The sequence below is a fragment of the Pseudomonas sp. PvP100 genome (genome assembly GCF_017833055.1).
Taxonomy (GTDB): Bacteria; Pseudomonadota; Gammaproteobacteria; order Pseudomonadales; family Pseudomonadaceae; genus Aquipseudomonas; species Aquipseudomonas syringae.
This window is the reverse complement of sequence record NZ_JAFIBO010000001.1, coordinates 3725508-3749431: the sequence shown is the minus strand read 5'-3', so window position 1 is coordinate 3749431 and position 23924 is coordinate 3725508. Positions and strand designations below refer to the sequence as shown.

The window sequence follows — 23924 nt, the reverse complement described above, 5'->3', positions numbered from 1 at the left end:
GCTTCACGAAATGCATTCCCACTGGAGCGTGCGCAACGATAACGCCGCCGCTTTCGAGGCATGAGTACCGTTTCCGGACGTATCGAAACGCTGGGACACCCTGCGTTTGATCTGGCTACAATGCCCGCCTTGCCGGGGGTTCTCATGTCTACGTTGCTCACTGACTGGCGTCATCGCTCAACCCATCGTCGCGTCTGGGCGCTGGCGACGCCGATGATTCTGTCGAATATTTCCGTGCCGTTGGTGGCGCTGGTCGACAGCGCGGTGATCGGTCATTTGCCCCACGCCCATCAACTGGGCGCCGTGGCGGTGGGCGCCACGCTGTATACCTTTCTCGCCTGGGCCATGGGCTTTCTGCGCATGGGCACTACCGGTTTTGCCGCGCAGGCGGCAGGGCGCAGTGACAGCGCTGCGTTGCGACGGATTCTCTTGCAGGGGCTGCTGCTGGCTGTCGGGTTGGCGTTGCTGCTGGGTGTGATCGCCTTGCCGTTCAGCCATCTGGCGCTGACGATGATGCAGCCGTCTGCCGATCTGCAGCAAATGACCCTGGATTTCTTCCATACCCGACTGTTCGGCCTGCCTGCGGCGCTGGCCAGTTATGCGTTGGTCGGCTGGTTTCTGGGCGCACAGAACGCTCGGGCGCCACTGGCGATTTTGCTGGTGACCAATGCCGTCAACATCGTGCTCAATCTGTGGTTCGTCATGGGGCTGGACTGGGGCGTGGTCGGCTCTGCACGTGCTTCGGTACTCGCGGAGTGGACGGGCGTGGTGCTCGGTCTGCTGCTGGCGCGCAACACCTTGCGCGCCTGGCCTGGGCGGATCGTCTGGTCGGCCTTGCGGCTATGGAGCAACTGGCGGCCCTTGCTGGCAGTCAACCGGGACATCTTTCTGCGCACGCTGGCGCTGCAATCGGTGATGTTCCTGATCACCGTGCAGGGCGCTCGCCTGGGGGATGCGACGGTCGCCGCTAATGCCTTGCTGCTCAATGGCCTGCTGTTGACTGCCCATGCTCTGGATGGGCTGGCGCATGCGGTCGAAGCGCTGTGCGGGCATGCCATCGGCGCGCGGGACCGGGATACGTTGCGCCGCTCCCTGGTGGTCGCTGGGGGCTGGTCACTGATTTCCAGCGTAGTGTTCGCGCTGTTCTTTCTGGTGGCTGGGCATGGCTTCGTCAGCCTGCAGACCGATATTCCGGAAGTGCGCGCCACCGCGATGATGTATCTGCCGTATCTCGCGCTGATGCCGTTGCTGGCCGTCTGGAGCTATTTGCTGGACGGCCTGTTCATCGGTGCCACGCGTGCGCGGGAAATGCGTAACGCGATGCTCTTCAGCGCAGCGTGCATCGCGCCGCTGGCCTATCTGGCTTCCAGCCACGGCAACCACGCCCTATGGCTGACGTTCCTGGCCTTTACCCTGCTGCGCGGCCTTAGTCTGGGGACCATTGCCTGGCGGCTGACACGCAGTGACGGCTGGTTCGTTCACTGAGCTTTCGACCCGGTTGCTGCGTTCTTTTCAGACGCCGTTTGCGGCGTGTGCTTGACGAAAATGTCCACCTCGTCGACCACTGGTGCCAGACCGCTTAGCAATTTGGCGAATGCGCCGACCAGCGTGCCGTGGTTGGTGCGCGAGAAGTACAGGTCGCGCACCGGCACGCCGGCTTCCCGCAACGACCTGGCCAGGCCGCCCGTGTTGCGCTTGGGGTTGACCAGTGAGTCGGTGTTCGAGGCCATCAGCAATGCCGGTGGTGCGCTGGACGTGACGTGATTGATGGGTTGCGAGTCGGGCGGTGAATTGGGGAAGAAGAACACCGGCTTCACGTCCGGGTTCTCGATGGGCAGGAAGTCGTAAGGCCCGGCCAACCCGATCCAGCCGCTGAGGATGGAGGGCGACAACCCTTCGCGAGCCAGCCAGCGCGGGTCGAGCGCGAGCATTGCGGCGTTGTAGGCACCCGCGCTGTGGCCCATCACGTACAGGCGGCTCGGATCGCCACCGTAGGTGTTCGCATGCTTGTGCGCCCAGGCCAGCGCCTTGGCCGAGTCTTCCAGAAAGCTTGGGTAACGTACCTGTGGATACAGCCTGTAGTCGGCGATAACCACCACCATGCCTCGTGCGGCCAGCGCTTCGCCGACGAACGCGTAATTGGCCTTCGAGCCGCTGTTCCAGCTGCCACCATAGAAAAACACCACGACCGGTGCCTTGGCCGGTTTTGCCTTGGGCGTGTAGACATCCAGCGTATTGCGTGGATCTGGCCCGTAAGCCAGATTGTAGACATGATCGACAGGGCCACTGGGGTTCAACGTATTGAGCAGCTTCAAAGGCGAGCAGCCGGACAAGGCTGCCAGTACGGCACCGGTCATCAGTGTCAGGAAAATCACTCGGATCATAGCGGAGGGGCTCTGGAAGGTAAGTCGGATATGCCTGAGACCGTCACGCTTCGTCCCAGTGCCGCACAGTTGCTGCTACGTCATTCAGTGGCGTGCGGATCACTTGGTGGGCTGGCGAAGCTGATGCGCGGGCTGCTCAGCGTAAGACCGCTGTCATCGATCTGTACCGTGCTTGCCCCGGCATCGACGGTCAGTGTGCTGCCTTCAGCCAGTTCTACGCGGGTCCCGTCCGCCAGTTGCAGTTGCCGGTCTGGCCCGGTGATCAGCTGCCAGTCGAGGTGCATCTCGACGTTATCGGCAGGTGCCTGATCACATCTGTGGCCGCCATCGTCTGCCAGCGCTGACAGGCAGCCGGTGATCTGCGGCGGGCGTTTGTCGTCTGCGCAAAAGCTCACTATCACTGCCATGCCACCCCGACACTCAACATCCAGCCCCGCAGCCAGATGCAGCCAACAGCCCGCGTCGGGGCCCTCCGGACGTTGCCAGTCCCATTCGAGGCGCACGTGCACCCGACCTGACGCATCGGTCCTTGCCGGTTCGCCGTCGCTGCCGATGATCCAGCCACGCTGCAGTGGCGCGATGGCAGGGCGCAGTGCCGGGGCAGGTGCTGTGAACCCGGTCTCCCAAGGGCTGGCGCCAAATACCAGCAGGTGGCGGCGACGCGAGTGGACGAAATGGTAGTGAATGCCTTCTGCTGCACACAGCCGCTGGACCAGTTGCAGGTCGGATTCCTGATACTGCACGCAGCTTTCGCGCTCTATGCATTCTGTCTGCAGGTCAAAGCGGAAGGCGTTCTTCAAACCATGTTCTTCCAGCACCTGGGCGATGATCTGCGTGGCAGTCATGTGCTGAAAGATACGTGAGTGCTGACGCAGTCCGAGGCAGGCCAGTCGAGGCCCCATCAGCAGCGTGTAACAGGCCGGGCCGGGGTGGTAGTGCTTGCGGGTCGCGCCGTGGATCTGACCGTGAAAGCCTTGTCCTTGAAAACTCTGCCCCGGAAAACCCTGCTCGCCACCGCAGCTCAGCCAGGCAGGCTTGTACATCAGGCTGGTCAGGTCCAGATCGAAGCCGTCGCCGAGGATTTCCAGCTCGATGGCATACGGCTGGCTGATCGCTTCGGTTGCGCTGAACGATAAGACGGTGAAACGGCGCTGCAGGCGGGCAATCTCCAGATAAAAGAACGGCGCGCTGTCGGGGTCGGGCATGGAGGGCTTCTCTACCGGGAATGCGACCGCGTATTCTCGCGCAGAAGCCGGGCAGGGTAGAGGTCTGCAGGTAGAACAGGACGTTGCCTACAGCAAGTGTTGGTGGGGGATTACGTCGAGTGGGTGGGTTGTATGAGCACGGAGCATGGGCGGCGATGGTTACGGACGCCTCTCATGCCAATGCGGAGCATTGGCACGATAAGCAGTCAGAGTTGGCTCCGCGCAAGGATCAGGACGACAGGTACGACGAGCGGGTCAGTCCCAGGCGCAAGGCATCGAGGAAGTAGGTGCGCTCGCGTGGGGTGATCTTGGCGCTGGCGACCTTGTCCCGGTAATGGGTCATCAGTTCTTCCGGCGACAGGTGCACGTAGCGCAGCATGTCTTCGATGGTGTCGTGGGTTTCGATGCCGGCGTGGTAAACGCTGCCATCCGGGTTCTGGTAGATGTTCACCGAGTCGGTATCACCGAACAGGTTGTGCATGTCGCCGAGAATTTCCTGGTAGGCACCCACCAGGAAGATCCCCAGCAGGTAGTCTTCGCCTTCGTTCAGCGAATGCACCGGCATGCTGGTCTCGATGCTCTGCTCATCGACGTACTGCTTGATCTTGCCGTCCGAATCGCAGGTCAGGTCCTGAAGCACGGCGCGGCGCACCGGCTCTTCATTCAGGCGGTGCAGGGGCAGAATCGGCAGTACCTGGCCAATGGCCCAGGTGTCTGGCAGGCTCTGGAACACCGAGAAGTTGCAGATGTACTTGTCGGCCAGCTTGTCGTTGAGCTCGTCCAGCACCTGACGATGGGAGCGTTGACGGGCTTTCAGCGAGTTGTACAGGCGGCGGCAGACGGCGAAGTAGCATTGCTCGCCCAGTGCCTTTTCCGACAGGCTGATCTTGCCATCGGCGTACTGGGCGGCGATGTCGCTCATGTAGTGCGTGGCGCGCCAGTAGGTTTCGGTGACCATCTCGATGTCGGTCGGGCCGAGCAGGTCGACCAGCCATTGCACGGTTTCCGGCAGGCTGGCCTTGTCGGCGATTTCCGGGACTTCGTCATTGTGTTTTTCGACGTCGGTCACCTGCACCACCAGCATGGCGTGGTGGGCGGTCAGCGAGCGGCCGCTCTCCGAGAAGATATGCGGGTGCGGCAGGCTTTGCGCGTCGCAGAATTCCTTGAGCATGCCGACCACTACGCCAGCGTAGTCGTCCATGTCATAGTTGATGGAGCTGGCGTTGCGCGAGTGCGTGCCGTCGTAATCGACACCCAGACCACCCCCCACATCGATGTAATCCACCGGCAGGCCAAGCTTGCGCAGCTCGCCGTAGTAACGGATCGCTTCCTTGAAACCGTGCTGATAGTCGGCCAGGTTGGCGATCTGCGAGCCCATGTGGAAGTGCAGCAGGCGGATGCCCTGATCCAGGCCGGCCTTGCGGAAACGCTCGACCACCGACAGCAATTGCGCAGCCGACAGGCCGAACTTGGATTTCTCGCCACCGGTATCCGCCCATTTGCTCGACGCCAGGGAAGACAGGCGCACGCGCAGACCGACCTGGGGGGCGACTTTCAGCTCAGCGGCTTCTTCGATCACCAGTTCGACTTCGGACTCTTTCTCGATGACGATGAACACGTTATGGCCCAGCTTCTGGCCCATCAGCGCCAGACGGATGAACTCACGGTCCTTGTAACCGTTGCAGACGATGGTGCCGCCTTTGGGCGCCAGTGCCAGCACGGCCATCAGTTCAGGCTTGGAGCCCGCTTCCAGGCCGATGGAGACGTTCTGCGTGGCGATGATGTTTTCCACCACCGCTTCCTGCTGGTTGACCTTGATCGGATACAGCGCGGTGTATTGGCTCTGGTATTCCAGGCGCGCGATGTTGCTGTCGAACGCGCCGGTCAGCTGGCGCACGCGGTCCTGCAGGATGTCGGGGAAGCGCACCAGCAGCGGCAGCGACAGGCCGCTCTTGCGCAGGTTGTCGACCTGTTCGTAAAGATCGATGGGCGAGCTGTCCGGCCCGTTGGGACGGACTTCAACGCGTCCCGCTTCGTTGATTGCAAAATAACCCGCGCCCCAATGGCGAATGCCATAAACGCTGCGGCTGTCCGCAACGGTCCATTGGCTGCCATCGTCTTTGCGTGTGCGTCGTACGGACATCGAAGTCCCCTATAAAGAAGTCGTAGCGCCAGCCAGTAGCCAGCTGGGCGCATTGTAATGAGTGGAAATGACGATTTGATTCGCGGGTTCAGCCGCCGGACTTTTTAGCCTTGAAGCCTTTTTTGATCAGCTCTGCCACCAGCAGTTCTACGTGATCACCCTGAATCTCGATCACGCCTTCCTTGAGCGATCCGCCGGTGCCGCAGCGCTGCTTGAGGGCCTTGGCCAGCTCTTTGAGCGGTTCTTCGGCCAGCGGGACGCCGCTGATGGTGGTGACGGTCTTGCCGCCCCGGCCCTTGCTTTCGCGACGTACACGGGCAATGCCGTCCCCTTCGGGGATGGCCGTCTGTTTGCAGGTGCACTCGGCAACGGGTTGACGACAATCGGGGCAGTGGCGCCCAGCGTCGGTTGAAAATACCAGGCCACCCAGGGCGGCGAGAGAAGCGGCTTTTTTAGCCACGCAAACATCCTCTTGTTGAGGACTGAAGATGGGTCGGGCTCGTACGAGCCATCGACCGCGAAGCCCCACTCTGGCAGGGGCAGCGCTACTGGAACGGCAGGGCCGGTCCAGTTTGAAAAGGTCGCGCAGTGTAACGGCAAACCGGCCGGTTGCTAAGGGGCTGGATGCGCCAATTTCTGAACACTCGCTTACTGCTCGTTCTCTATCTGTTTGAGGTAGCGTTTCAGCGCCGCCAGGGAGTCAGGGCACCAGGGATTGTGCTCAGCCTCTTGCAGCACTTCGGCGATGGGCATGAAGCGCGCCTCCAGGACCTCTTCAGGTTGCAGTTTCAACGGTCCGTCCCACACGGCTGAAAACACTGCACACCAGAGCCGGTTGCCCGGCTGATCGAAGAAAAACTGTTCGTGGGCCTGCAGCGGCACGCCACTGACCCCCAGCTCTTCTTCCAGTTCTCGCGCGGCAGAGGCCGCATAGCTTTCATCCGCCTGGACCATGCCGCCTGCGGCTACATCCCAGTAGCCGGGATAAATAGCTTTGCTCAAGGTGCGTCGATGCACACACAGCTCACCCTGGCTGTTGAACAGCAGAATATAAGTGCCACGTCCGATCAGCCCGCGTTCACGCAAATCGGCGCGGACCAGCGAACCGAGCAGTCGATCCTGTTCGTCGACCCAGGCGATCTGCTCGGCATCCGAGGCGGCGCGATGTGCGGCCTCGTTGGCAGGTATGGACATCAGCCCTGATTCAGCAGTTGGCGCAAGTCAATGACTGCGGCGTTGGCACGCGAGATGTAGTTGGCCATGACCAGCGAGTGGTTGGCGAATACGCCGAACGGGCTGCCGTTGAGAATCATCGGGCTCCACATCGGCTCTTGCGAGGCTTCCAGCTCACGAATGATCTGGCGCACGCTGACCGTCGCGTTCTTCTTCGCCAGTACATCGGCAAAATCAACCTCGATGGCGCGCAGCAGGTGCGACAGCGCCCAAGCCTGACCACGTGCTTCGTAGAACACGTTGTCGATTTCCAGCCATGGCGTTTCGACGATTTCCTCATCGACCTGCGGCACTTCACCGGGCTTGACCGACACAGCGGCTTCGGTTTTCAGCGTGCTGTTGAGTTTGACCCGGCCAACGCTGGCCGACAGGCGTTGCGACAGCGAACCCAAGCGGGTGCCGACATCGCCCAGCCAGTTGTTCAGGTTGTCGGCGCGGGCGTAAAACAGCGCGCCTTTCTGGTTGGGATCGGACAGGCGTGCCTGGTAGCGGCTCAGGGAGTTGATCCCCTCGGCGTACTGCGACTCGCTGGAAGGCAGCAACCAGCTGCGATTGTTGAAGTTGAACAACGGCTCGGCACGCGCCAGATCGCCGTCTTCAGCCGATTGCGACTGGGAGCGGGCGAAGTCTTTGCGCAGCGCACGACTCAGGTCACGCACCTGAACCAGCACGCCGTATTCCCAGCTCGGGATGTTGTCCAGCCACAGGCCTGGTGGCATGCGGTCGTTGGACAGGTAGCCACCGGGCTTGCTAAGCAACGTGCCTGCTACGGTCTTGAGTGTTTCAACCGTCGTGTAGCCGATGACCATCTGTTTGCCTTCGCGCTCGGCGGCGGCTTGCGCATTCTGTTGCACCGGGAACAGGGCAGGCTCCTTGCTCCAGTACCAGCCGACTGCCAGTGCGACGAGCAGGTAGATCAAGATCAGGGCGCCCAGCGCGCGACTGTAGAACAGGTTACCCAGGTAACCGCGGCGTTTGGTCGATGAAGTGTCTGCGGTGCGCGCACCCGCGCTGCCTGCGCGGTTCTTCCAATCCAGCATGGTAGGGTCCTTTCGATCTTGAGTTGAATGCTTCACGAGGCGTTCGACCGCAACCTTACCTCAAGGTGCGGTTGACAGACATTATCTTGAGATTTGAACTGTAACGATCATAGGCGCAGTCTATGCATCGATTGATTTTGCATACTGGCTATGCGCCATCAAAATGTTGTCAAATAAGTGACTTACGACGCTGTTCTGTTGTAACGGAGGTGCTAGCATAGCGCCATCAGCCGTATCGCTCAGCAAAACCACAGTAGTCTGAATATGACCTACCCTGAAGACCCTAGCCGAGATCGCCTGAAGCACCACTTTGCCCAGCGGGTCATTCACCAGGCGCGCCAGATTCTAGAGACGTGGCAACGTCTGCAGAAGGCCGAATGGTCGGTCGGCGATATGGCCGAGCTCAAGGAGTCCACGCAGCGTCTTTCGCGCTTTGCCGAGCGCTTCGAGCAGGTTGAACACAGCGCTCTGGCACAGGAGATCAGTCAGGCCCTGGATGTGGTGGAAGCCAATCGCGGTCGTCTCAACAGCCGTGTCATCACCGATCTCAATCGCCTGATGCAGCGCCTTTCCCGAACCGGGCTGCGCCATGGCGATCGTTTCGAGCAAACGGCGCTGCCACCGTTGCGCAAGCCCGTCTATATAGTGCTTCAGGATCACGAGCGGGCCGAGCGCCTGGCCAAGCAGCTGGAGTTCTTCGGTCTGGCAGCGCTGTCGCTGCACAATGTCGCCGAGTTTCAGCGGGCAATGGCACAGCGGCACCCGGCAGCGATTGTCATGGACGTCGATTTCAGCGGACCCGGCAAGGGGCTTGAACTGGCCTCCCAAGCTCAGGAAGGGCTGGAGCAGAAGCTTCCGCTGCTGTTTTTCAGTGTCAATGAAACCGATACGCCCACCCGCCTGGCCGCGGTCAGGGCCGGTGGCGAAGAGTTTCTGACCGGCGCGCTGGAAGCGTCGAGTCTGCTGGAAAAGATAGAAGTCCTGACCTGCGTGGCTCAATACGAGCCTTATAAAGTGCTGATCATCGACGACTCGCGTGCGCAGGCGCTGCACACCGAGCGTGTTCTGAACGCTGCCGGAATCGTGACGCGGGTGTTGCTTGATCCGATTCAGGCGATGTCCGAACTGGCCGAGTTTCAGCCTGACCTGATCATCCTCGATATGTACATGCCGGGCTGTACCGGCACTGAGCTGGCCAAGGTCATCCGCCATAACGACCGTTACGTCAGCGTGCCGATCATTTATCTGTCGGCCGAAGACGATCAGGACAAGCAGCTCGATGCCATGAGCGAAGGCGGCGACGACTTCCTGACCAAGCCGATCAAACCCCGTCACCTAATCACCACCGTGCGCAACCGCGCTGCCAGGGCGCGAAACCTCAAGGCGCGCATGGTCCGTGACAGCCTGACCGGGCTTTACAATCACACGCATATTTTGCAACTGCTGGAAGATTGCAGCTTTCGTTCGCGACGTGAAGGCAAGCCGCTGTGCTTTGCCATGCTCGATATCGACCACTTCAAGAGAGTCAACGACAGCCACGGGCACCCGATGGGGGACCGTGTGATCAAGAGCCTTGCGCTGTTTCTCAAACAACGCCTGCGCAAAACCGACTTCATCGGTCGTTACGGTGGTGAAGAATTCGCTATTGTCATGCCGGACACTGATATCCAGAGCGCCCACGGGGTACTGGATGACATTCGCCATCGTTTTGCAGAGATCCATTATCCGGCGCAGCCCGCCGATCTGTTCTGCACCTTCAGCGCCGGCGTGGTTGCCCTCGGTGCCCATGACGACAGCCTGAGCCTTGCCTCGCAGGCGGATACTGCGTTGTATTGCGCCAAGCATGCGGGCCGCAATCGCGTGCACTCGGTGCTGGTCGACGTGCCTTATCACGTCGTGCGGACCGAAATCGAAGCCTGATTCCTGCTCAGTCCTGGCTTTCGATCTGTCTGTGCCGCTCCGCCGATTTGCCCGGTGAAAATGCCAGCGCCAGTTGTGTGCGGTTGTGCATGTGCGTCAGGCGCAGTACTTGCGACACATAGAGTTTTACAGTGTTTTCAGTTATGCCCAGTTCGCAGGCGATCTGGTAATTGGTCAGCCCGGTACTGACCAGGCGAGCCACGTCCAGTTGGCGAGGTGACAACTTGGCCAGTGCCACCGGCATCTGCCCATCACGTTCCTGGCGGTCACGCGCTTTGCGCGCGGGTTGGGGGTTGTTCTGGACGCTGTCCAGATTCTTGTAAAGGTCGTCGATGGAGGCGGCCAGGAACTGGAGCTTCTCGTTGAGCAGGCCCAGTTGCTGACGGTTTTTCTGCCGCTCGTGCAGGGCTTGTACTTGCAACTGCACACCTTCGAGCAATTCTTCCAGATCAACCGGCTTCTGGTAGTAATCGGCGATGCCGGCCCGAAGCGCCTTGATGACGTCTTTCTTCTCGGCCTGGCCGGTCAGCATGATGGCCTCGAACAGGTGCGTCTTACCGCCAGTCATCTTCATCGCTTCGACCATCTCGATGCCGTTCATGCCGGGCATTTCCAGGTCACAGAGTACGATGCCGATGGTGCTGTCGGCGCTGAAACGCTCGATGGCCTCAAGGCTTGAGTGGCAACGCACACACTCATAGCCGCTGCTTTCCAGAAACTCGCAGAGTTCTTCAACGATAAGGGGCTGGTCATCGACCACCAGAACTTTCGTGAGCGGGTCGTTATCCACAGGCAACTCCATGCTGTTAGGGGGCCGTTGACGGCGCCCCGATCCATTCAGCAAAACATGACTCGGCGTTATTCGATCAGTGCGGGTATTGATGACAGTACGCCATCGCGATGACTTAACCGTAGTCGTACTTTCTGACTATGTACATAGCAATAAAATTTTCCCGCAGCGTTAGTCGACTAGTGGAGCAGTGCCGTGCTCAGGAGTAAGCCTGCGAACAAGAAAGGTGAAAAAGGATATTTATCTGGCGCCGTGGGGTTCATATACCGATAACGTTGTGTAACCCATTGCTGTGTCGAAGGCCAGGCACGCTTTGCGACGATAAGCCAGGTCGCCATAGCAACCCCGGCGCCAATAAACGTACACAGTAGATAGGCACTGTTCGAGGCCAGCGCCAACGCCGTCATCAGTTTGACGTCTCCGGCACCCAACTTGCCGAGTGCATAGCCTGGCAATGTCAGCGCCAATGCCAAGGTCACGGCCAGCAAGGCCTCCCGCGCAGGCGAGCCGAGCCAGGTCATACCGGTCAAAGCCAGGTAGATAATAGCCAGCGCTGCGGCGCCGAGTGTCAGCCCGTTGGAAATCTGCTTGCAACGCGCATCCTGTTCGGCGCAAATTGCAAACCATATCAACAGGAAAAATAATTTCATCACGCCGAAGACATCCTGTTATCGGGAAAGAATCTATGCTGTGTTGATGCACTACATGTCAGGGTAGACGTCGATATGAAAACTGTTCTGCAACATACCTTGCCCCGTCGTCAACAGGGGGCCGCCGCTATTGAATTCTCTGCGGTGTTCGTTATTTTCTTTGCGGTGTTCTACGGCATGGTGAGTTATAGCCTGCCGTTGCTCATGGTCCAGTCATTCAATGCCGCCGCCAGTGAAGCGGTGCGCAGAAGTGTGGCCCTCAGTCCAACAGTTACCGGCTATAACGATTTGTTAAAGAGTCAGGCTCAGAGTGTGGTCATGAACCAGTTGTCGTGGATACCCCCTGCGCTGGGATTCAATATCAACCATACCAGCGTGACCTATAGCGCAGGCATTCTGACCGTAACCATCCAGTACCCCAAGACCCGACTGGCTCAGGTACTGCCCTTGTTGACTCTTCCAGGCATTGGCGAGGTTCCACGCTTGCCGAACAACCTGACTGCACAAGCGAGTCTGCAACTTGTCCCTTGAAAAGAATCGTTTGAGCCGTTGGCTGGGCCGTGGTGAAGCAACGCAGGTGCCGCAGCCCTTGCCTGTATCGAGCGAGCCCGGTCCGATCGGTGCGGATCTCTATCTGCTGCTGGATGACGAAGGCCGTATACAAAGCATCAGCCCGCACTTGCTCGCCCGGCTGGACGTCGCTGCGCCACTGCCGGCGGCTCAGCGTTTGATGAGTCTGCTGCTGCCCAACAGTGCACTGGTCATTGAAGGGGTGCCGCGTGACTGGCTGGGGCACATGCTCGACCTGGACTTCAAAGGGGACGATGCACACACCTTGCACGCCAGAGGCTGGGTGCAGGCGCATGGCAAGGGCTGGCTCTTGCAATTGCTGGATATCAGCGACCTGATGGAGGAGGCCAGTGCCGCGCGGAGCCGCCAGCAGTGCCTGCGGTTTGCCGGGCAGATGGCTGAGCGTGTGCGAGCGTGCAACGTCGAACGCCTGACTACGGTGGTGAGCGAGCAACTGGAGGAGCTCGCGCAGCTGTGGCGCATCCCCTGTGTGGCGCTGGTGTTACCGGAGGCCGGCGGTGTCGGCTGGCGTGTTTATTGTCAGTACAGCGCGCATACGGCGCCCGAGTTGTGGCAGGTCGGGCAGCGGCTGGGCACTGCGCTGGATCGATTCAACGTCGACGCTACACAGCAACTTAGGTTTGGCGGCACTGTCGATGAGGGCGCGCTGCAAAGTGCTTTCGGTAACGCTGACGGTTTTCTGATCCCCCACAGCCGCGATAACGTTGCCAAGGCCTGGCTGATGTTCGGATTTTATAACGCGCAGCAGCAGGCTCCGGACCTTGGCGAGCGCGAGTGGCTTAACCTCTGCTCAGCCTTGGCCGGGCCGGTTCTTTTTCGAATGTCCGAGCAACATAACCGTCACCATGTCGAACGCTTGGCGGTGCTTCAGGACCTGCTGGGCACCGGTTGGTGGGAATTGCTGCCGGATCGTGACGAGGTTCTGCTGGCACCGCAGCTGGCTCGCAGTCTGCGTCTGGGCGACCGGGTCGAGAGCCTGTCGCGTCAGGACTGGCTGGCACTGATTCATCCCGCCGATCGACAGGAGCTGTCCAGTCGTCTCGCGCAGTTGCGCGACAAAGGCACGCCGCTGTTGCTCTGTGTACGTCTTGCACAAAATGACCCCACTCAGGAAACCCTCTGGTTTCGTATCCAGGGGCAGGCATTGATCAGGGGCCAGGTTCAGCGTGTGCTGGGGTTCATGCTGGACGTCAGCGATATCAAGAATCAGGAAACCGAGGCTGCCGCCGCGCATGCCCGGCTGGATAACCTGATTGCCAGCTCGCCCGCCGTGATTTACGTGCAGCGTTACGACCACGGCAACCTGGAGCCAACCTTTTTCAGTGACAGCCTGACGCCTTTGCTGGGCTGGACGCTGGCCGATTGCGTCGATGGGCAACTGGCGGGATACATCCATCCCGAAGACCACGACATCTGGTTCGAGCGTAACCGGCAACTGCTGCGTGAAGGCTTCGTCAGCCGCCGTTTCAGGTTGCGCAACAGGAACGGCCAATACCACTGGCTGCTGGACGAGGCGCGACTGCTGCGTGACGACCTCGGCATGCCGGTGGAGGCGGTGGGGCTGTGGCTGGACGTGACCGAGGCCACCCTGGCCGCAGAGCATATACGGCGCAGCGAGGAGCGTTACCGCATTCTGGTCGAAGATTCGCCGGCGATGATCTGCCGCTACACGCCGGACCTGGTGTTGAGTTTCGGCAACCGGCCGCTGGCCAACTATATGGAGTGCACACCCGAGCAACTGACCGGGATCAACCTGGGAGACTGGCTGTCGGACGAGCAGCGCGAGGCGTTCATCAAGCGTATCGGCCAACTGACTCCGGAAGCACCGGTGAGTACCGAAGAAATCTGTATCGAGCTGCCGGGCCGCGAGTATGCCTGGTGGATATGGGCCGACCGAGGGGTATTCGATGAGCACGGCACGTTGGTCGAAGTGCAGGCGGTGGGGCGTGACAACACTGATGTACGCCGCTCGCGCATGCAGTTGAATCAGAGCGCGAAGATGGCAACGCTTGGCGAGATGTCCACCGGTCTGGCCCATGAGATCAACCAGCCGCTCAACGTCATGCGCATGGCCGTGGTCAACGTTCTCAAGCGTCTGGGCCGGGGTGATGTAGACATCGAATACCTCACTGAAAAACTCAATCGCATTGACACTCAGGTGCAGCGCGCTGCCCGGGTAGTCGATCACATGCGGGTATTCGGTCGCCGCTCTGAAGTAGAAGAGCAGTTGTTCGATCCGGCTCGGGCGGTCGAAGGCACCATCTCGATGCTGGCTGAAGGCATGAAAGGCAAGGGCGTGCAGCTGCGGGTCGGCGTGATGGTCGACGCGGTTCGGGTTCGCGGCCATGTCGATCAGCTTGAGCAGGTGCTGATAAACCTGATGGTCAACGCCCGTGATGCCTTGTTGTCGCGCCGGGAAAAGGACCGGGATTTCGAGCCATGGATCAGTGTCGAGGCCGAGCGCGATGAAAATATTATCCGCCTGGCGGTCCAGGACAACGGCGGGGGCATCGATCCGCGGTTGCTGGAACGCATTTTCGAGCCGTTTTTCACCACTAAACCGGTAGGTGTCGGCACTGGCCTGGGCTTGTCCGTCAGTTACGGCATTGTCGACCAGATGGGCGGCCAGCTCAGCGTCGCCAACGTCGGTGAGGGCGCTCGATTCCAGATCGAGCTGCCGATCTTCAACGCCGATCAGACCGGTAGCTAAATCACCAGCGTCGCCTGACCCAGATTGCAGCTCAGGTTGGTGCCGACGTCGGTGGCCCCCATGCCCACACCCAGTGATTCGAAAAGCGGGTCGACGACCGACGTGAGCAAGCGTGGCAGGGTGTCGTCGACAATCGCATCCAGCGCCAGGGTCAGGCTGTTCAGTGTGGCGGCAGTGCCAGTGATGATGTTGCCCAGCACATTGCTGGTCGCCGGTTTATATACATTCACTTTGACGCTTGAAGCCGTGCCGTTGAGCAAGGTGCTCGGTTTGGTGTGTGCAACGCGTATCAGGTAAAACGGGGCGCTGCTGATCTCCGGCAGGTTGGGCGAGCTGAACGTCGTGCTGGTCACCGTCGAGCTGCCCAGTGCCGACTGGCTGACGTTGTCGAAGGTCAGGCCGATACCGCCACCCCCGAAAGGCTTGCGCGCGGTGCAGTTACCCAGCAGCCCGGCGACCTTCTGGCAGGTCATGGTGCCGATATCGATGACTGGCACCGGCACGGCGGTGATGGCCGCCGGATCAGTGCTGGCGGGGAAGGCAGACGAACTGTCGATCGAGCCGATCTTGGCGCTTAGTAATGCTGCGTCGGTCTTGACGTTGAGGGTTTTGCTGGCGTTGCTGGTGCAGGTAAAACCGCTGACGTAGCTGTCGGCGCTGGCCAGTGACAGGCTCATGTCGATTCTCGGGCCTGCGCTCGACGAACTGTCGGAGGTCAGAAACTTGAAGTCGGTCACCATGCAACTGGTGAGTCCCAGCGCGCAGGTGGCCGAGGTCCCCAGCCCGGCGAGGTTCAGGCTCAGTGCGCTGTTGAGGATCGGCGTGAGGCTGCCAATCACTGAACCCGCGGTATTGACCAGCGAGGTCATCGTGCCGAGCACCGGCAGGTTGATCGACACCAGTGCGCGCATTTGTGCCGTGCGCACGTAAATCCGATTTGCACCGTTTCGCGGGTCGAGCGGGTCGATCTTGCTCGGGTCGCCGATTGCCGACAGCTGAGGCGGCTCGATTACCTGAATGCGTGTGGTGACCTGCGCGAGCCCGGCGATATTGACCTGAGTCGCGGTCAGAACGCCGCTCTTTTTGTTGGCCAGTTGCGCGATGCCCTGGACCAGATCCATCAGGCGCAGATTGGTATTCAGCGCGGCGAGGTCCGCGCCGCTCTGCACGGACAGCAGATCACCCAGAAGCACTGTGGTCGCCCCAGAGGCCAGCTTCAAGGCTTGCAGGCCCTGAATGGCGGCGGCACCGCCCAGTGTTGCGTTGGGGCTGATGACATTGATTGCGCTCTGCAGTAGCTGACTGACCGAAACCGAGGTGTTGAGTACATCGTTGTAACCAACCGCCGTGAGGCTGAGGTCGGTTTTCAGCCTGTTCAGGTAGCTCAGCAGGCTCAGGTTGGTGTCTGCGATGCCTTGCCAGTTGGCAACACTCAGGTTCAACGTACCCCCCAGCAGGCTGCCGACCACCGGGTTGAGGAGGGCGGCACCGGTGCTGTCCACAGTGACTCCCGCACTGCGAATGGTCAGCGCCGCCAGCGGCGCGGCACTGGCGGCAACGGCGGTGGCGCTGATCGTCACATTGGGTGGGGAAGGCGTCTTTTCGAACAGTGCGCCAATGCCGGCTGCAATGCTGCGCGGCACCGGATGAGCCGCGACCACCTGGATAGCCAGCGCCTGCGTCGAGTCGGCGACAAATACGCGAGGCCCTGCGACGTCCACGGTGAGTGTTCCGCAGCGAGTCACCAGGGTGCGGCCATCGGTATTCGGGACGAAGCCGTTGCGCGTGGCGCTCTGATTAGCGAAATCGGGCGCCGAGGCGGCTGTGCCGCTGCACGTGCCTCTACGGCCCGCCGCTTCCAGTGCGGCAATGTCCGCAACCCGCTGCAACGAGCGCTTTTCCAGATACAGCCTGCCGCTGTCGATAACGGTCAGCGTGCACAGCAATGCCAGGCCCATGGTCAGCGCCGCCATCAGGCCGATCGCGCCGCGTTGCCGGGAGGGCATCGCCGTATAACCATCCAGTGGAGACATCAACACTCCTTCGATCACGCCATCGCACACTCATTTGTCCCTGAAGAGTGTAGTCAACGCCTCGAAAGAGCACTGGCAAGGTGCCAGATTTAAGAAGTGTCGCACCCGTCCTGTGCGGGCGCGATCAGGTCTGTCGATCAATACTGGTAACGCAGCACGCCATGCGACAGGGCACGAACGGCGAAGATACCCAGCAAGGCGGTCATGGCGGGCACGACGAGCCACCAGACGCGCACCGACATGGCCGGCAAGGGGGCCTTGCGTTGAATGAACGCCAGGCTGGCGGCGCAAACGCAAAACGCCAGAAGCATGCCGGCGAGAATATCGGTAGGCCAGTGAACGCCCAGGTAAACCCTCGACAGCGCGATTGCCAGAGCCGGAATACCAGCGACCAGCATCCAGGTCAGGCGCAGCCGTACGGGTTGGCCACGTCCGGCCAGCACTCCCAGGGTCATGAACAGCGCAAAGGCTGCCGAGCTATGACCGCTGGGCATGCTGTACGTCGTCAGCGGCTCTAACAGCACTTCCGGGCGAGCGCGGGCGAAAAATGTTTTCAGGATGCCGTTGGCGATTGCGGTGCCCAGTGTGGCGGTCAGAGCAAAGGCTGCGTGGCGCCATTGCCTGGCAACCGCCAGTACGATGATCAGCAGGCTGGCGGCCAGCAATTGCGCCCTGAAATCGCCGATGCTGGTGACGAACACCACGATATTCTGCGTGGCTTCGCTGCGGTGTTCCTGGATGAGCGTCATCAGGCCGTTGTCGAAGTCGGCCAGCAAGGGGAAGCCGAAGAACAGCGCCGCGACCAGCATCAGGCTGAGCGCGGAAATCAGTCGGGTTGCGTAGCGTTTCTGGCGAATACTGCTCTGGATGCTCAGCCCGAACAGGACGGCCAGGCCGCCGCCAACCACGGCCGCCTCGGGCCAGAAGCCTTCCGGCAGTGGCAGGCGAATCGCTGCGCCTGCCGCCCAGCCCGGCATCAGGTAGGCAATCGACCAGCCTGCCGCCGCCAGCACGCTGACTGCCACGAAGCGCGGCAACGGCATGTCGCACATGCCGGCGATCATCGGCAGCATCGGACGCAACGGGCCGATGAAGCGTCCCACCAGCAAACTGGCAATGCCGTAACGGTGGAAGTATTTTTCCGCACCTTCCATCCACTCCGGGTGCGTGCGCAAGCCGGGCAATTGACGAATATTCTGATGAAAGCGCCGGCCTACGAAGTACGACACCGCGTCACCCAGCAGCCCGCCGAGAAAACCCAGCAACAGCACTTCGCTCAACGGCAGTATGCCGCTGCCCGCCAGGGCGGCGATGGCAAACATGATGACCGTGCCCGGCACGACGATCCCGACGATCGCGACGCATTCAATGAAGGCCACCAAAAAGATCGCGACAGCCACCCAGGAAGGATTTGCGGTCAGCCAGCCAGTCATTCCATTGAGCAGATCGCCCATCGGTCAGTTTCCTTGATCGAGAAATAAGTAGTCGCGGCCTTCGACCTGACCGCGTCTGAGAGGGTTCCGTGTGCAGAAACGGGCGTAACCGGCATCCACGAAGCGATACATCAAGTGCTCATCGCGCCCGGCAGGAATGCCCAGTCGGGTGGTCTGGATAATGCGTTCGGGTGTCTGACCGATGTCCTCGACCAGCAATTTTTCAGGGTCGAAGCGCTTGGCGTCCCACACCGGGACTTTCAGGCCGAGCGCCTTGCACAGCAGCGTCTGGCCAGCGCAAAGCCGTTGCGCCGGGCGCATCGCGCCGCTGGCGTCGGGGTTGTTCAGTTGCATCTGCGCCAGCGCGTTTTCGTCGCTGGTTGCGTCGGTCCAGGGAAACGCCGATTTGATCAGCACGGCATTGCCCGGCCCCTCGGCGCTGAAATTCAAAGAATCGCCGCCGCGTGCGTAATACATATAGATGTGCCCACCGTCGAGAAACAGCGCCTTGCGTTTCTCGGTATAGCCCAGCGAGGCATGGCTGCCCTTTTCGGCGCAGTAGTACGCTTCGGTTTCGATGATCCGTGCGGCCAGCCACAGGTCGCCCACCTTGTGGCGGATGACCTTGCCCAGCAGAGCGCGCGCCAGCACCTGGGCATCGCGATGAAAGAAGTGGTCGGGGAGGGCTGTGGGCATAATCGGGCGGGTACATTGAGAAAGAGCCCGATAATAACAAGCGCAACTTTAATTGCAGCTGAATGTGTCTGGATTAGGCGCTTTGTTGTTTCTGAACGTGACCGAATCATGACAAGCCGTTATGCCCATGCAGGGTGCCAGCCTGCGCATGGCCGCCGGCAACGCCTGCCACGGTGACGAAAAATCTGCGCACTGATATCGACCATCCGCCTGTCTGCGCTGTCGTTCGGGCGGCACGACAGCTATAATCAGCCGCTTTCCTCTTTGCCAAGACCTCTGAGACCAATGACTGAGTCCGTTCTTGACTACATGACCCGCCTGGGTCGCGCCGCCCGCGAAGCTTCGCGAGTGATCGGTCGTGCCAGCACTGCGCAGAAGAATCGCGCCCTGCAGGCCACTGCTGCCGCTCTGGACGAAGCTCGCGCCGAGCTGTCTGCCGCCAATGCGCTGGACCTGGCCAATGGTCAGGCGAACGGCCTTGAGCCGGCCATGCTCGAGCGTCTGGCCCTGACCCCCGCACGTATCGACGGCATGATCGTCGGGTTGCGTCAGGTAGCAGCGTTGGCAGACCCGGTCGGTGCGATCCGCGACATGAGCTATCGGCCGTCAGGTATTCAGGTCGGCAAGATGCGCGTGCCGCTGGGTGTTGTCGGAATCATCTACGAGTCACGTCCGAACGTGACCATCGATGCGGCCAGTCTGTGTCTGAAGTCCGGAAACGCGACCATCCTGCGCGGTGGTTCCGAAGCCATTCATTCCAATCGCGCCATCGCGGCCTGCATCGAGCGCGGCCTGGCCGAGGCCGGTCTGCCCGCTGCTGTCGTGCAAGTGGTCGAAACCACCGACCGTGCAGCCGTGGGCGCGCTGATCACCATGCCCGAGTACGTGGACGTCATCGTTCCGCGTGGCGGCAAGGGGTTGATCGAGCGCGTCAGTCGCGACGCACGGGTGCCGGTCATCAAGCATCTGGACGGCATCTGCCATGTGTACGTCAGTGCCCACGCCGATCTGGCCAAGGCGCAGAAGATCGCCTTCAACGCCAAGACCTACCGTTACGGGATCTGCGGCGCGATGGAAACCCTGCTGGTCGATCAGACCATTGCCGCCGACTTTTTGCCGTCGATGGCCGCGCAGTTTCGCGAGAAGGGCGTCGAGTTGCGCGGTTGCGAGCGTACCCGTGAGCTGATCGACGTGATCCCGGTCACCGAGGACGACTGGCACACCGAGTACCTGGACGCGATTCTGTCTATTCGCGTCGTGTCCGGGCTGGATGAAGCCATCGAGCACATCAACCATTACGGCTCGCATCACAGCGATGCCATCGTGTCGGACCACCAGAGTCAGGTGCGCCGGTTCATGGCCGAGGTCGATTCCAGCTCGGTCATGGTCAATGCGCCGACCTGCTTCGCTGACGGGTTCGAATACGGCCTGGGTGCCGAGATCGGCATTTCTACTGATAAGCTGCACGCCCGCGGTCCGGTCGGTCTTGAAGGGCTGACTTGCGAGAAATACATCGTGATCGGTGACGGCCAATTGCGCGGACAAGCCTGACTTGAATAGCCCCATGACCGCGCTGCCCAGACGTATCGGCATGCTTGGGGGCACGTTCGACCCGGTTCATATCGGTCATTTGCGCGGTGCGCTCGAAGTGGCTGAACTGCTGGAACTCGATGAGTTGCGCCTGACGCCCAGCGCCAGGCCACCGCATCGTGACATGCCGAGCGTCACCGCCGAGGATCGTCTGGCGATGGTCCAGAGCGCCGTTGCGGGTGTGTCGCCCCTGACGGTGGATGACCGTGAACTGAAACGTGACAAACCGTCGTACACCCTCGACACACTGGAATCGATGCGCGCCGAACTGGCGCCTCGCGACCAGTTGTTCCTGTTGCTGGGTTGGGATGCCTTTTGCGGGCTGCCGACCTGGCACAGATGGGAAGAACTGCTGGAGCACTGCCATATCGTGGTGCTGCAACGCCCGGATGCGGACAGCGAGTCGCCGGATGCCATGCGCAATCTGCTGGCGGCCCGCGCAGTCAGCGATCCCAAGGCCCTGAAAGGGCCGGGTGGACAGATTACATTCGTCTGGCAGACGCCTTTATCGGTGTCTGCCACCCAGATCCGTCAACTGCTGGCCAGCGGTAAGTCGGTACGTTTTCTGGTGCCAGACGCGGTACTGGCCTATATCGATGCACGCGGACTTTACCGCGCGCCGAACACTGATGGGTCGTCCTGAAACTGCTTTGATCGACAAGCGTCTGGACGGTCCCACACATACGAGCTGAATGAGTTTTATATGACAAAGCAAAAAATGAGCAGTGAAGACGTCATCAATGTTGCGATTGCAGCCCTTGAAGAAGTCAAGGGTGCCGACATCCTGACCATCGACGTGCGCGACAAGACCAGCATCGCTGACTACATGCTGATCTGCACCGGTACCTCCAACCGTCAGTTGAACGCACTGGTCGATAACGTCCGTGACAAGGTCAAGGCTGCCGGCCTGAAGTCCCTGAGCGAAGAAGGCAAGGGCGACAGCGACTGGGTTCTGCTGGACCTGGGTGATGTGATTGTCCATGTGATGACCGCTGCGGCACGCCAGTTCTATGACCTTGAGCGCTTGTGGCAGGGTGCCGAACAAAGCCGTGCTGCCAGCGCTGCGCACCACACACCGGGCAACGAATAAGGCTTTGATGTGCGTCTGCGTCTGATCGCTTTGGGTTCGCGCATGCCCAAGTGGGTGGAAGAAGGTTGGCACGAATACGCCAAGCGGATGCCCTCCGAGCTTGCGCTTGAACTGGTGGAAATCCCGCTCAATACCCGAGGCAAAAACGCCGACGTCGCGCGCTTTATCCGTCAGGAAGGCGAGGCGATGCTGGCGAAAGTGCAGCCGGGCGAGCGGATTGTCACCCTGGAAGTGCAGGGCAAACCGTGGAGCACCGAACAACTGGCGGTCGAACTCGATCGCTGGCGTCTCGATGCGCGTACGGTCAACCTGATGGTCGGCGGCCCCGAGGGGCTGGCGCCTGAAGTCTGTGCCCGCAGTGAACAACGCTGGTCTCTGTCGCCGCTGACCCTGCCGCACCCGTTGGTGCGCATCCTGATCGGCGAGCAGATGTATCGCGCCTGGACGGTCCTGTCCGGGCACCCTTATCACAAGTAGCACCGTCTTTTACTGTGAATACGGCCTAAATGTCTCAACCGATCCGCCTCAAAGACCACGAAAAGGACGCACGCCTGGTGCGCGGCAGGGTCGTGTTCGGAGCAGTGGCGGTCGTGTTGCTAGTGTGCGTGCTGATTGCCCGGTTGTATTACCTGCAGGTCATCCAGTACGAGTATCACTCCACGCTTTCGGAAAACAACCGCGTTCACGTTCAGCCGATTCCGCCCAGCCGTGGGCTGATCTACGACCGCAACGGCGTTGTGGTCGCCGATAACCGGCCCAGTTTCAGTCTCAGCATGACCCGTGAACGCGCAGGCGAGTGGTCCAGCGTGCTCGACACCATTGTGGAGATCCTGCAGCTCACCCCCGACGACCGCATCATCTTCGAAAAGCGCATGAAACAGGGGCGTCGACCATTCGAGCCGGTGCCCATCCTGTTCGAGCTGAGCGAAGAGCAGATCGCCCTGATCGCCGTCAACCAGTTCCGCCTGCCGGGCGTCGAAGTGGTTGCGCAACTGGTCAGGCACTACCCGCAAGGGCCGCACTTTGCTCACTCGGTCGGCTACATGGGGCGCATCAACGAAAAAGAGCTCAAGAGCCTCGACCCGATCAATTACAGCGGCACGCACCATATCGGCAAGACCGGTATCGAGCGTTTTTACGAGCCCGAGCTGCATGGTCAGGTTGGCTACGAAGAGGTCGAGACCAACGCCCGTGGTCGCGTATTGCGTGTGCTCAAGCGCACCGACCCGATCCCCGGCAAGGACATCGTCCTGAGCCTGGACATCAAGCTTCAGGAAGCCGCCGAAGCCGCACTGGGCGGGCGTCGTGGTGCGGTTGTCGCGCTGGACCCGGCCACCGGTGAAGTGCTGGCGATGGTCAGTGCGCCGAGCTTCGATCCGAACCTGTTTGTCACCGGCATCAGCTTCAAAGCCTATGCCGAGCTGCGCGATTCCATCGATCGGCCGCTGTTCAACCGCATCCTGCGAGGGCTGTACCCGCCGGGCTCGACCATCAAGCCTGCGGTGGCGATTGCCGGGCTGGATACCGGTGCAGTGACGCCTGGCTCACGGGTGTTCGATCCGGGCTATTACCAGTTGCCCAATTACGATCACAAGTACCGCAACTGGAACCGCACCGGCGATGGCTGGGTCGATCTGGATACGGCGATCATGCGCTCAAATGACACGTACTTCTACGATCTGGCGCACAAGGTGGGCATTGATCGACTGGCGACTTATATGAACAAGTTTGGTATCGGGCAGAAGGTCTCGCTGGACATGTTCGAAGAATCTCCCGGCCTGATGCCTTCCCGCGAGTGGAAGCGCGCCACGCGCCGGCAGGCCTGGTTCCCCGGTGAGACGCTGATCCTCGGCATTGGTCAGGGCTACATGCAGGCAACGCCGTTGCAACTGGCCCAGGCGACCGCGCTGGTGGCCAACAAGGGGGTGTGGAACCGTCCTCACCTGGCCAGAACCATCGAAGGCAAGGCACCTGTGGATGAAAACCCGATGCCGGACATCGTGCTGCGCGACCCGGCCAACTGGGGACGCGTCAATCACGGCATGCAGGAGGTGATGCACGGCGCGCGCGGTACGGCGCGCAAGGCCGCCATCGGTGCGCAGTACCGGATTGCCGGCAAGAGTGGTACGGCCCAGGTGGTGGCCATCAAGCAGGGCGAGAAATACGACCGCACCAAGGTGCAGGAACGTCACCGCGACCACGCCTTGTTTGTCGGCTTCGCCCCGGCCGACAATCCGAAAATCGTTGTTGCAGTGATGGTCGAGAACGGTGAGTCCGGTTCCGGCGTTGCTGCCCCCGTCGTACGTCAGGTCCTGGACGCCTGGCTGCTCGACGAAAACGGCCATCTCAAACCCGAGTACGCCGGTTCCCTGAATCTGGAGGCTGCGGCCCGTGAAGAGTAATTTCGACCGCATCC

Annotated in this window: 20 protein-coding genes; 9 read left to right on the top strand and 11 right to left on the bottom strand. The window is 60.8% G+C overall.

Annotated elements, in window-relative coordinates; genetic code table 11:
• Positions 1 to 144 precede the first annotated feature (144 nt).
• A complete protein-coding gene (locus JOE39_RS15930) occupies positions 145 to 1485 on the top strand; it encodes an MATE family efflux transporter (protein WP_057445783.1) in 1341 nt (446 codons plus the stop codon).
• On the opposite strand, the gene JOE39_RS15925 is transcribed toward JOE39_RS15930, so the two are convergent.
• The 6 genes from JOE39_RS15925 to JOE39_RS15900 all read right to left on the bottom strand — a co-directional run bounded on the left by JOE39_RS15925 (position 1479) and on the right by JOE39_RS15900 (position 8005).
• Positions 1479 to 2384: an alpha/beta hydrolase gene (locus tag JOE39_RS15925; RefSeq protein ID WP_210078569.1), complete on the bottom strand. Its 906-nt coding sequence runs from the start codon at positions 2382 to 2384 to the stop codon at positions 1479 to 1481. The two genes, JOE39_RS15930 and JOE39_RS15925, sit on opposite strands and share 7 nt — an antisense overlap.
• Positions 2385 to 2464: 80 nt before the next feature.
• Entirely contained in the window at positions 2465 to 3589 is a 1125-nt protein-coding gene (locus tag JOE39_RS15920; RefSeq protein ID WP_096116600.1) for a contractile injection system protein, VgrG/Pvc8 family, read from the bottom strand.
• 229 nt (positions 3590 to 3818) lie between these two features.
• Positions 3819 to 5732 (bottom strand): arginine decarboxylase, encoded by a 1914-nt coding sequence (speA, locus tag JOE39_RS15915; RefSeq protein ID WP_003340965.1) that lies wholly within the window; start codon positions 5730 to 5732, stop codon positions 3819 to 3821.
• Between the two features lie 88 nt (positions 5733 to 5820).
• On the bottom strand, positions 5821 to 6192 hold the full coding sequence (locus JOE39_RS15910; RefSeq protein ID WP_003340951.1) for a translation initiation factor Sui1: 372 nt from the start codon (positions 6190 to 6192) through the stop codon (positions 5821 to 5823).
• A 188-nt stretch (positions 6193 to 6380) separates the two neighbouring features.
• Positions 6381 to 6926 (bottom strand): NUDIX hydrolase, encoded by a 546-nt coding sequence (locus tag JOE39_RS15905; protein WP_096116599.1) that lies wholly within the window; start codon positions 6924 to 6926, stop codon positions 6381 to 6383.
• The gene (locus tag JOE39_RS15900) at positions 6926 to 8005 is read right to left on the bottom strand and encodes a DUF2333 family protein (protein WP_003313910.1); all 1080 of its coding nucleotides are present in this window, start codon (positions 8003 to 8005) and stop codon (positions 6926 to 6928) included. Before JOE39_RS15900 ends, JOE39_RS15905 begins: the two co-directional genes overlap by 1 nt.
• Before the next feature lie 264 nt (positions 8006 to 8269).
• Between JOE39_RS15900 and JOE39_RS15895 the strand changes: the two genes are divergently transcribed.
• Positions 8270 to 9925 carry a PleD family two-component system response regulator gene (locus tag JOE39_RS15895; protein ID WP_003391944.1) on the top strand — a complete coding sequence of 552 codons (1656 nt, stop codon included), beginning with the start codon at positions 8270 to 8272 and terminating at the stop codon, positions 9923 to 9925.
• 7 nt (positions 9926 to 9932) lie between these two features.
• Here JOE39_RS15895 and JOE39_RS15890 read toward each other — a convergent pair whose 3' ends face one another.
• Entirely contained in the window at positions 9933 to 10727 is a 795-nt protein-coding gene (locus tag JOE39_RS15890) for a response regulator transcription factor (protein WP_161632647.1), read from the bottom strand.
• Between the two features lie 167 nt (positions 10728 to 10894).
• On the bottom strand, positions 10895 to 11365 hold the full coding sequence (locus JOE39_RS15885) for an A24 family peptidase (protein WP_210078674.1): 471 nt from the start codon (positions 11363 to 11365) through the stop codon (positions 10895 to 10897).
• A 75-nt stretch (positions 11366 to 11440) separates the two neighbouring features.
• Here JOE39_RS15885 and JOE39_RS15880 point away from each other — a divergent pair, with 75 nt between their 5' ends.
• Both JOE39_RS15880 and JOE39_RS15875 read left to right on the top strand, forming a co-directional pair.
• Positions 11441 to 11896 carry a TadE/TadG family type IV pilus assembly protein gene (locus JOE39_RS15880; protein WP_003313906.1) on the top strand — a complete coding sequence of 152 codons (456 nt, stop codon included), beginning with the start codon at positions 11441 to 11443 and terminating at the stop codon, positions 11894 to 11896.
• On the top strand, positions 11886 to 14666 hold the full coding sequence (locus JOE39_RS15875; RefSeq protein WP_210078570.1) for a PAS domain-containing sensor histidine kinase: 2781 nt from the start codon (positions 11886 to 11888) through the stop codon (positions 14664 to 14666). Before JOE39_RS15880 ends, JOE39_RS15875 begins: the two co-directional genes overlap by 11 nt.
• Here JOE39_RS15875 and JOE39_RS15870 read toward each other — a convergent pair.
• The 3 genes from JOE39_RS15870 to JOE39_RS15860 form a co-directional block, all read right to left on the bottom strand.
• Complete coding sequence (locus tag JOE39_RS15870; RefSeq protein WP_210078571.1) at positions 14663 to 16699, bottom strand: TadG family pilus assembly protein; 2037 nt, start codon at positions 16697 to 16699, stop codon at positions 14663 to 14665. The genes JOE39_RS15875 and JOE39_RS15870 overlap by 4 nt on opposite strands.
• 137 nt (positions 16700 to 16836) lie before the next feature.
• Positions 16837 to 18153: a bifunctional DedA family/phosphatase PAP2 family protein gene (locus JOE39_RS15865; protein ID WP_003421077.1), complete on the bottom strand. Its 1317-nt coding sequence runs from the start codon at positions 18151 to 18153 to the stop codon at positions 16837 to 16839.
• A gap of 3 nt (positions 18154 to 18156) precedes the next feature.
• Positions 18157 to 18828, bottom strand: coding sequence for a DNA-3-methyladenine glycosylase (locus JOE39_RS15860; RefSeq protein ID WP_024650513.1), 672 nt, complete (start codon positions 18826 to 18828; stop codon positions 18157 to 18159).
• A gap of 285 nt (positions 18829 to 19113) precedes the next feature.
• Between JOE39_RS15860 and JOE39_RS15855 the strand changes: the two genes are divergently transcribed.
• The 5 genes from JOE39_RS15855 to mrdA are packed head-to-tail and all read left to right on the top strand — an operon-like array spanning position 19114 to position 23910.
• Complete coding sequence (locus JOE39_RS15855; RefSeq protein ID WP_016569050.1) at positions 19114 to 20379, top strand: glutamate-5-semialdehyde dehydrogenase; 1266 nt, start codon at positions 19114 to 19116, stop codon at positions 20377 to 20379.
• A gap of 22 nt (positions 20380 to 20401) precedes the next feature.
• Positions 20402 to 21061 (top strand): nicotinate-nucleotide adenylyltransferase, encoded by a 660-nt coding sequence (nadD, locus tag JOE39_RS15850; protein WP_161420682.1) that lies wholly within the window; start codon positions 20402 to 20404, stop codon positions 21059 to 21061.
• Between the two features lie 60 nt (positions 21062 to 21121).
• On the top strand, positions 21122 to 21508 hold the full coding sequence (rsfS, locus tag JOE39_RS15845) for a ribosome silencing factor (protein ID WP_003340916.1): 387 nt from the start codon (positions 21122 to 21124) through the stop codon (positions 21506 to 21508).
• A gap of 9 nt (positions 21509 to 21517) precedes the next feature.
• The gene (rlmH, locus tag JOE39_RS15840) at positions 21518 to 21985 is read left to right on the top strand and encodes a 23S rRNA (pseudouridine(1915)-N(3))-methyltransferase RlmH (RefSeq protein WP_210078572.1); all 468 of its coding nucleotides are present in this window, start codon (positions 21518 to 21520) and stop codon (positions 21983 to 21985) included.
• Between the two features lie 29 nt (positions 21986 to 22014).
• Positions 22015 to 23910, top strand: a complete 1896-nt coding sequence (gene mrdA, locus JOE39_RS15835) for a penicillin-binding protein 2 (RefSeq protein WP_003399770.1) — start codon at positions 22015 to 22017, stop codon at positions 23908 to 23910.
• Positions 23911 to 23924 lie beyond the last annotated feature (14 nt).

Coding starts and splice junctions, on each gene's coding strand:
- JOE39_RS15925 (WP_210078569.1), bottom strand. CDS start 2,384: ATGATCCGAGTGATTTTCCTGACACTGATGACCGGTGCCGTACTGGCA.
- mrdA (WP_003399770.1), top strand. CDS start 22,015: ATGTCTCAACCGATCCGCCTCAAAGACCACGAAAAGGACGCACGCCTG.
- JOE39_RS15865 (WP_003421077.1), bottom strand. CDS start 18,153: ATGGGCGATCTGCTCAATGGAATGACTGGCTGGCTGACCGCAAATCCT.
- JOE39_RS15900 (WP_003313910.1), bottom strand. CDS start 8,005: ATGCTGGATTGGAAGAACCGCGCAGGCAGCGCGGGTGCGCGCACCGCA.
- JOE39_RS15885 (WP_210078674.1), bottom strand. CDS start 11,365: ATGAAATTATTTTTCCTGTTGATATGGTTTGCAATTTGCGCCGAACAG.
- JOE39_RS15905 (WP_096116599.1), bottom strand. CDS start 6,926: ATGTCCATACCTGCCAACGAGGCCGCACATCGCGCCGCCTCGGATGCC.
- JOE39_RS15920 (WP_096116600.1), bottom strand. CDS start 3,589: ATGCCCGACCCCGACAGCGCGCCGTTCTTTTATCTGGAGATTGCCCGC.
- rsfS (WP_003340916.1), top strand. CDS start 21,122: ATGACAAAGCAAAAAATGAGCAGTGAAGACGTCATCAATGTTGCGATT.
- JOE39_RS15880 (WP_003313906.1), top strand. CDS start 11,441: ATGAAAACTGTTCTGCAACATACCTTGCCCCGTCGTCAACAGGGGGCC.
- JOE39_RS15895 (WP_003391944.1), top strand. CDS start 8,270: ATGACCTACCCTGAAGACCCTAGCCGAGATCGCCTGAAGCACCACTTT.
- JOE39_RS15860 (WP_024650513.1), bottom strand. CDS start 18,828: ATGCCCACAGCCCTCCCCGACCACTTCTTTCATCGCGATGCCCAGGTG.
- JOE39_RS15930 (WP_057445783.1), top strand. CDS start 145: ATGTCTACGTTGCTCACTGACTGGCGTCATCGCTCAACCCATCGTCGC.
- JOE39_RS15870 (WP_210078571.1), bottom strand. CDS start 16,699: ATGTCTCCACTGGATGGTTATACGGCGATGCCCTCCCGGCAACGCGGC.
- JOE39_RS15890 (WP_161632647.1), bottom strand. CDS start 10,727: ATGGAGTTGCCTGTGGATAACGACCCGCTCACGAAAGTTCTGGTGGTC.
- speA (WP_003340965.1), bottom strand. CDS start 5,732: ATGTCCGTACGACGCACACGCAAAGACGATGGCAGCCAATGGACCGTT.
- JOE39_RS15855 (WP_016569050.1), top strand. CDS start 19,114: ATGACTGAGTCCGTTCTTGACTACATGACCCGCCTGGGTCGCGCCGCC.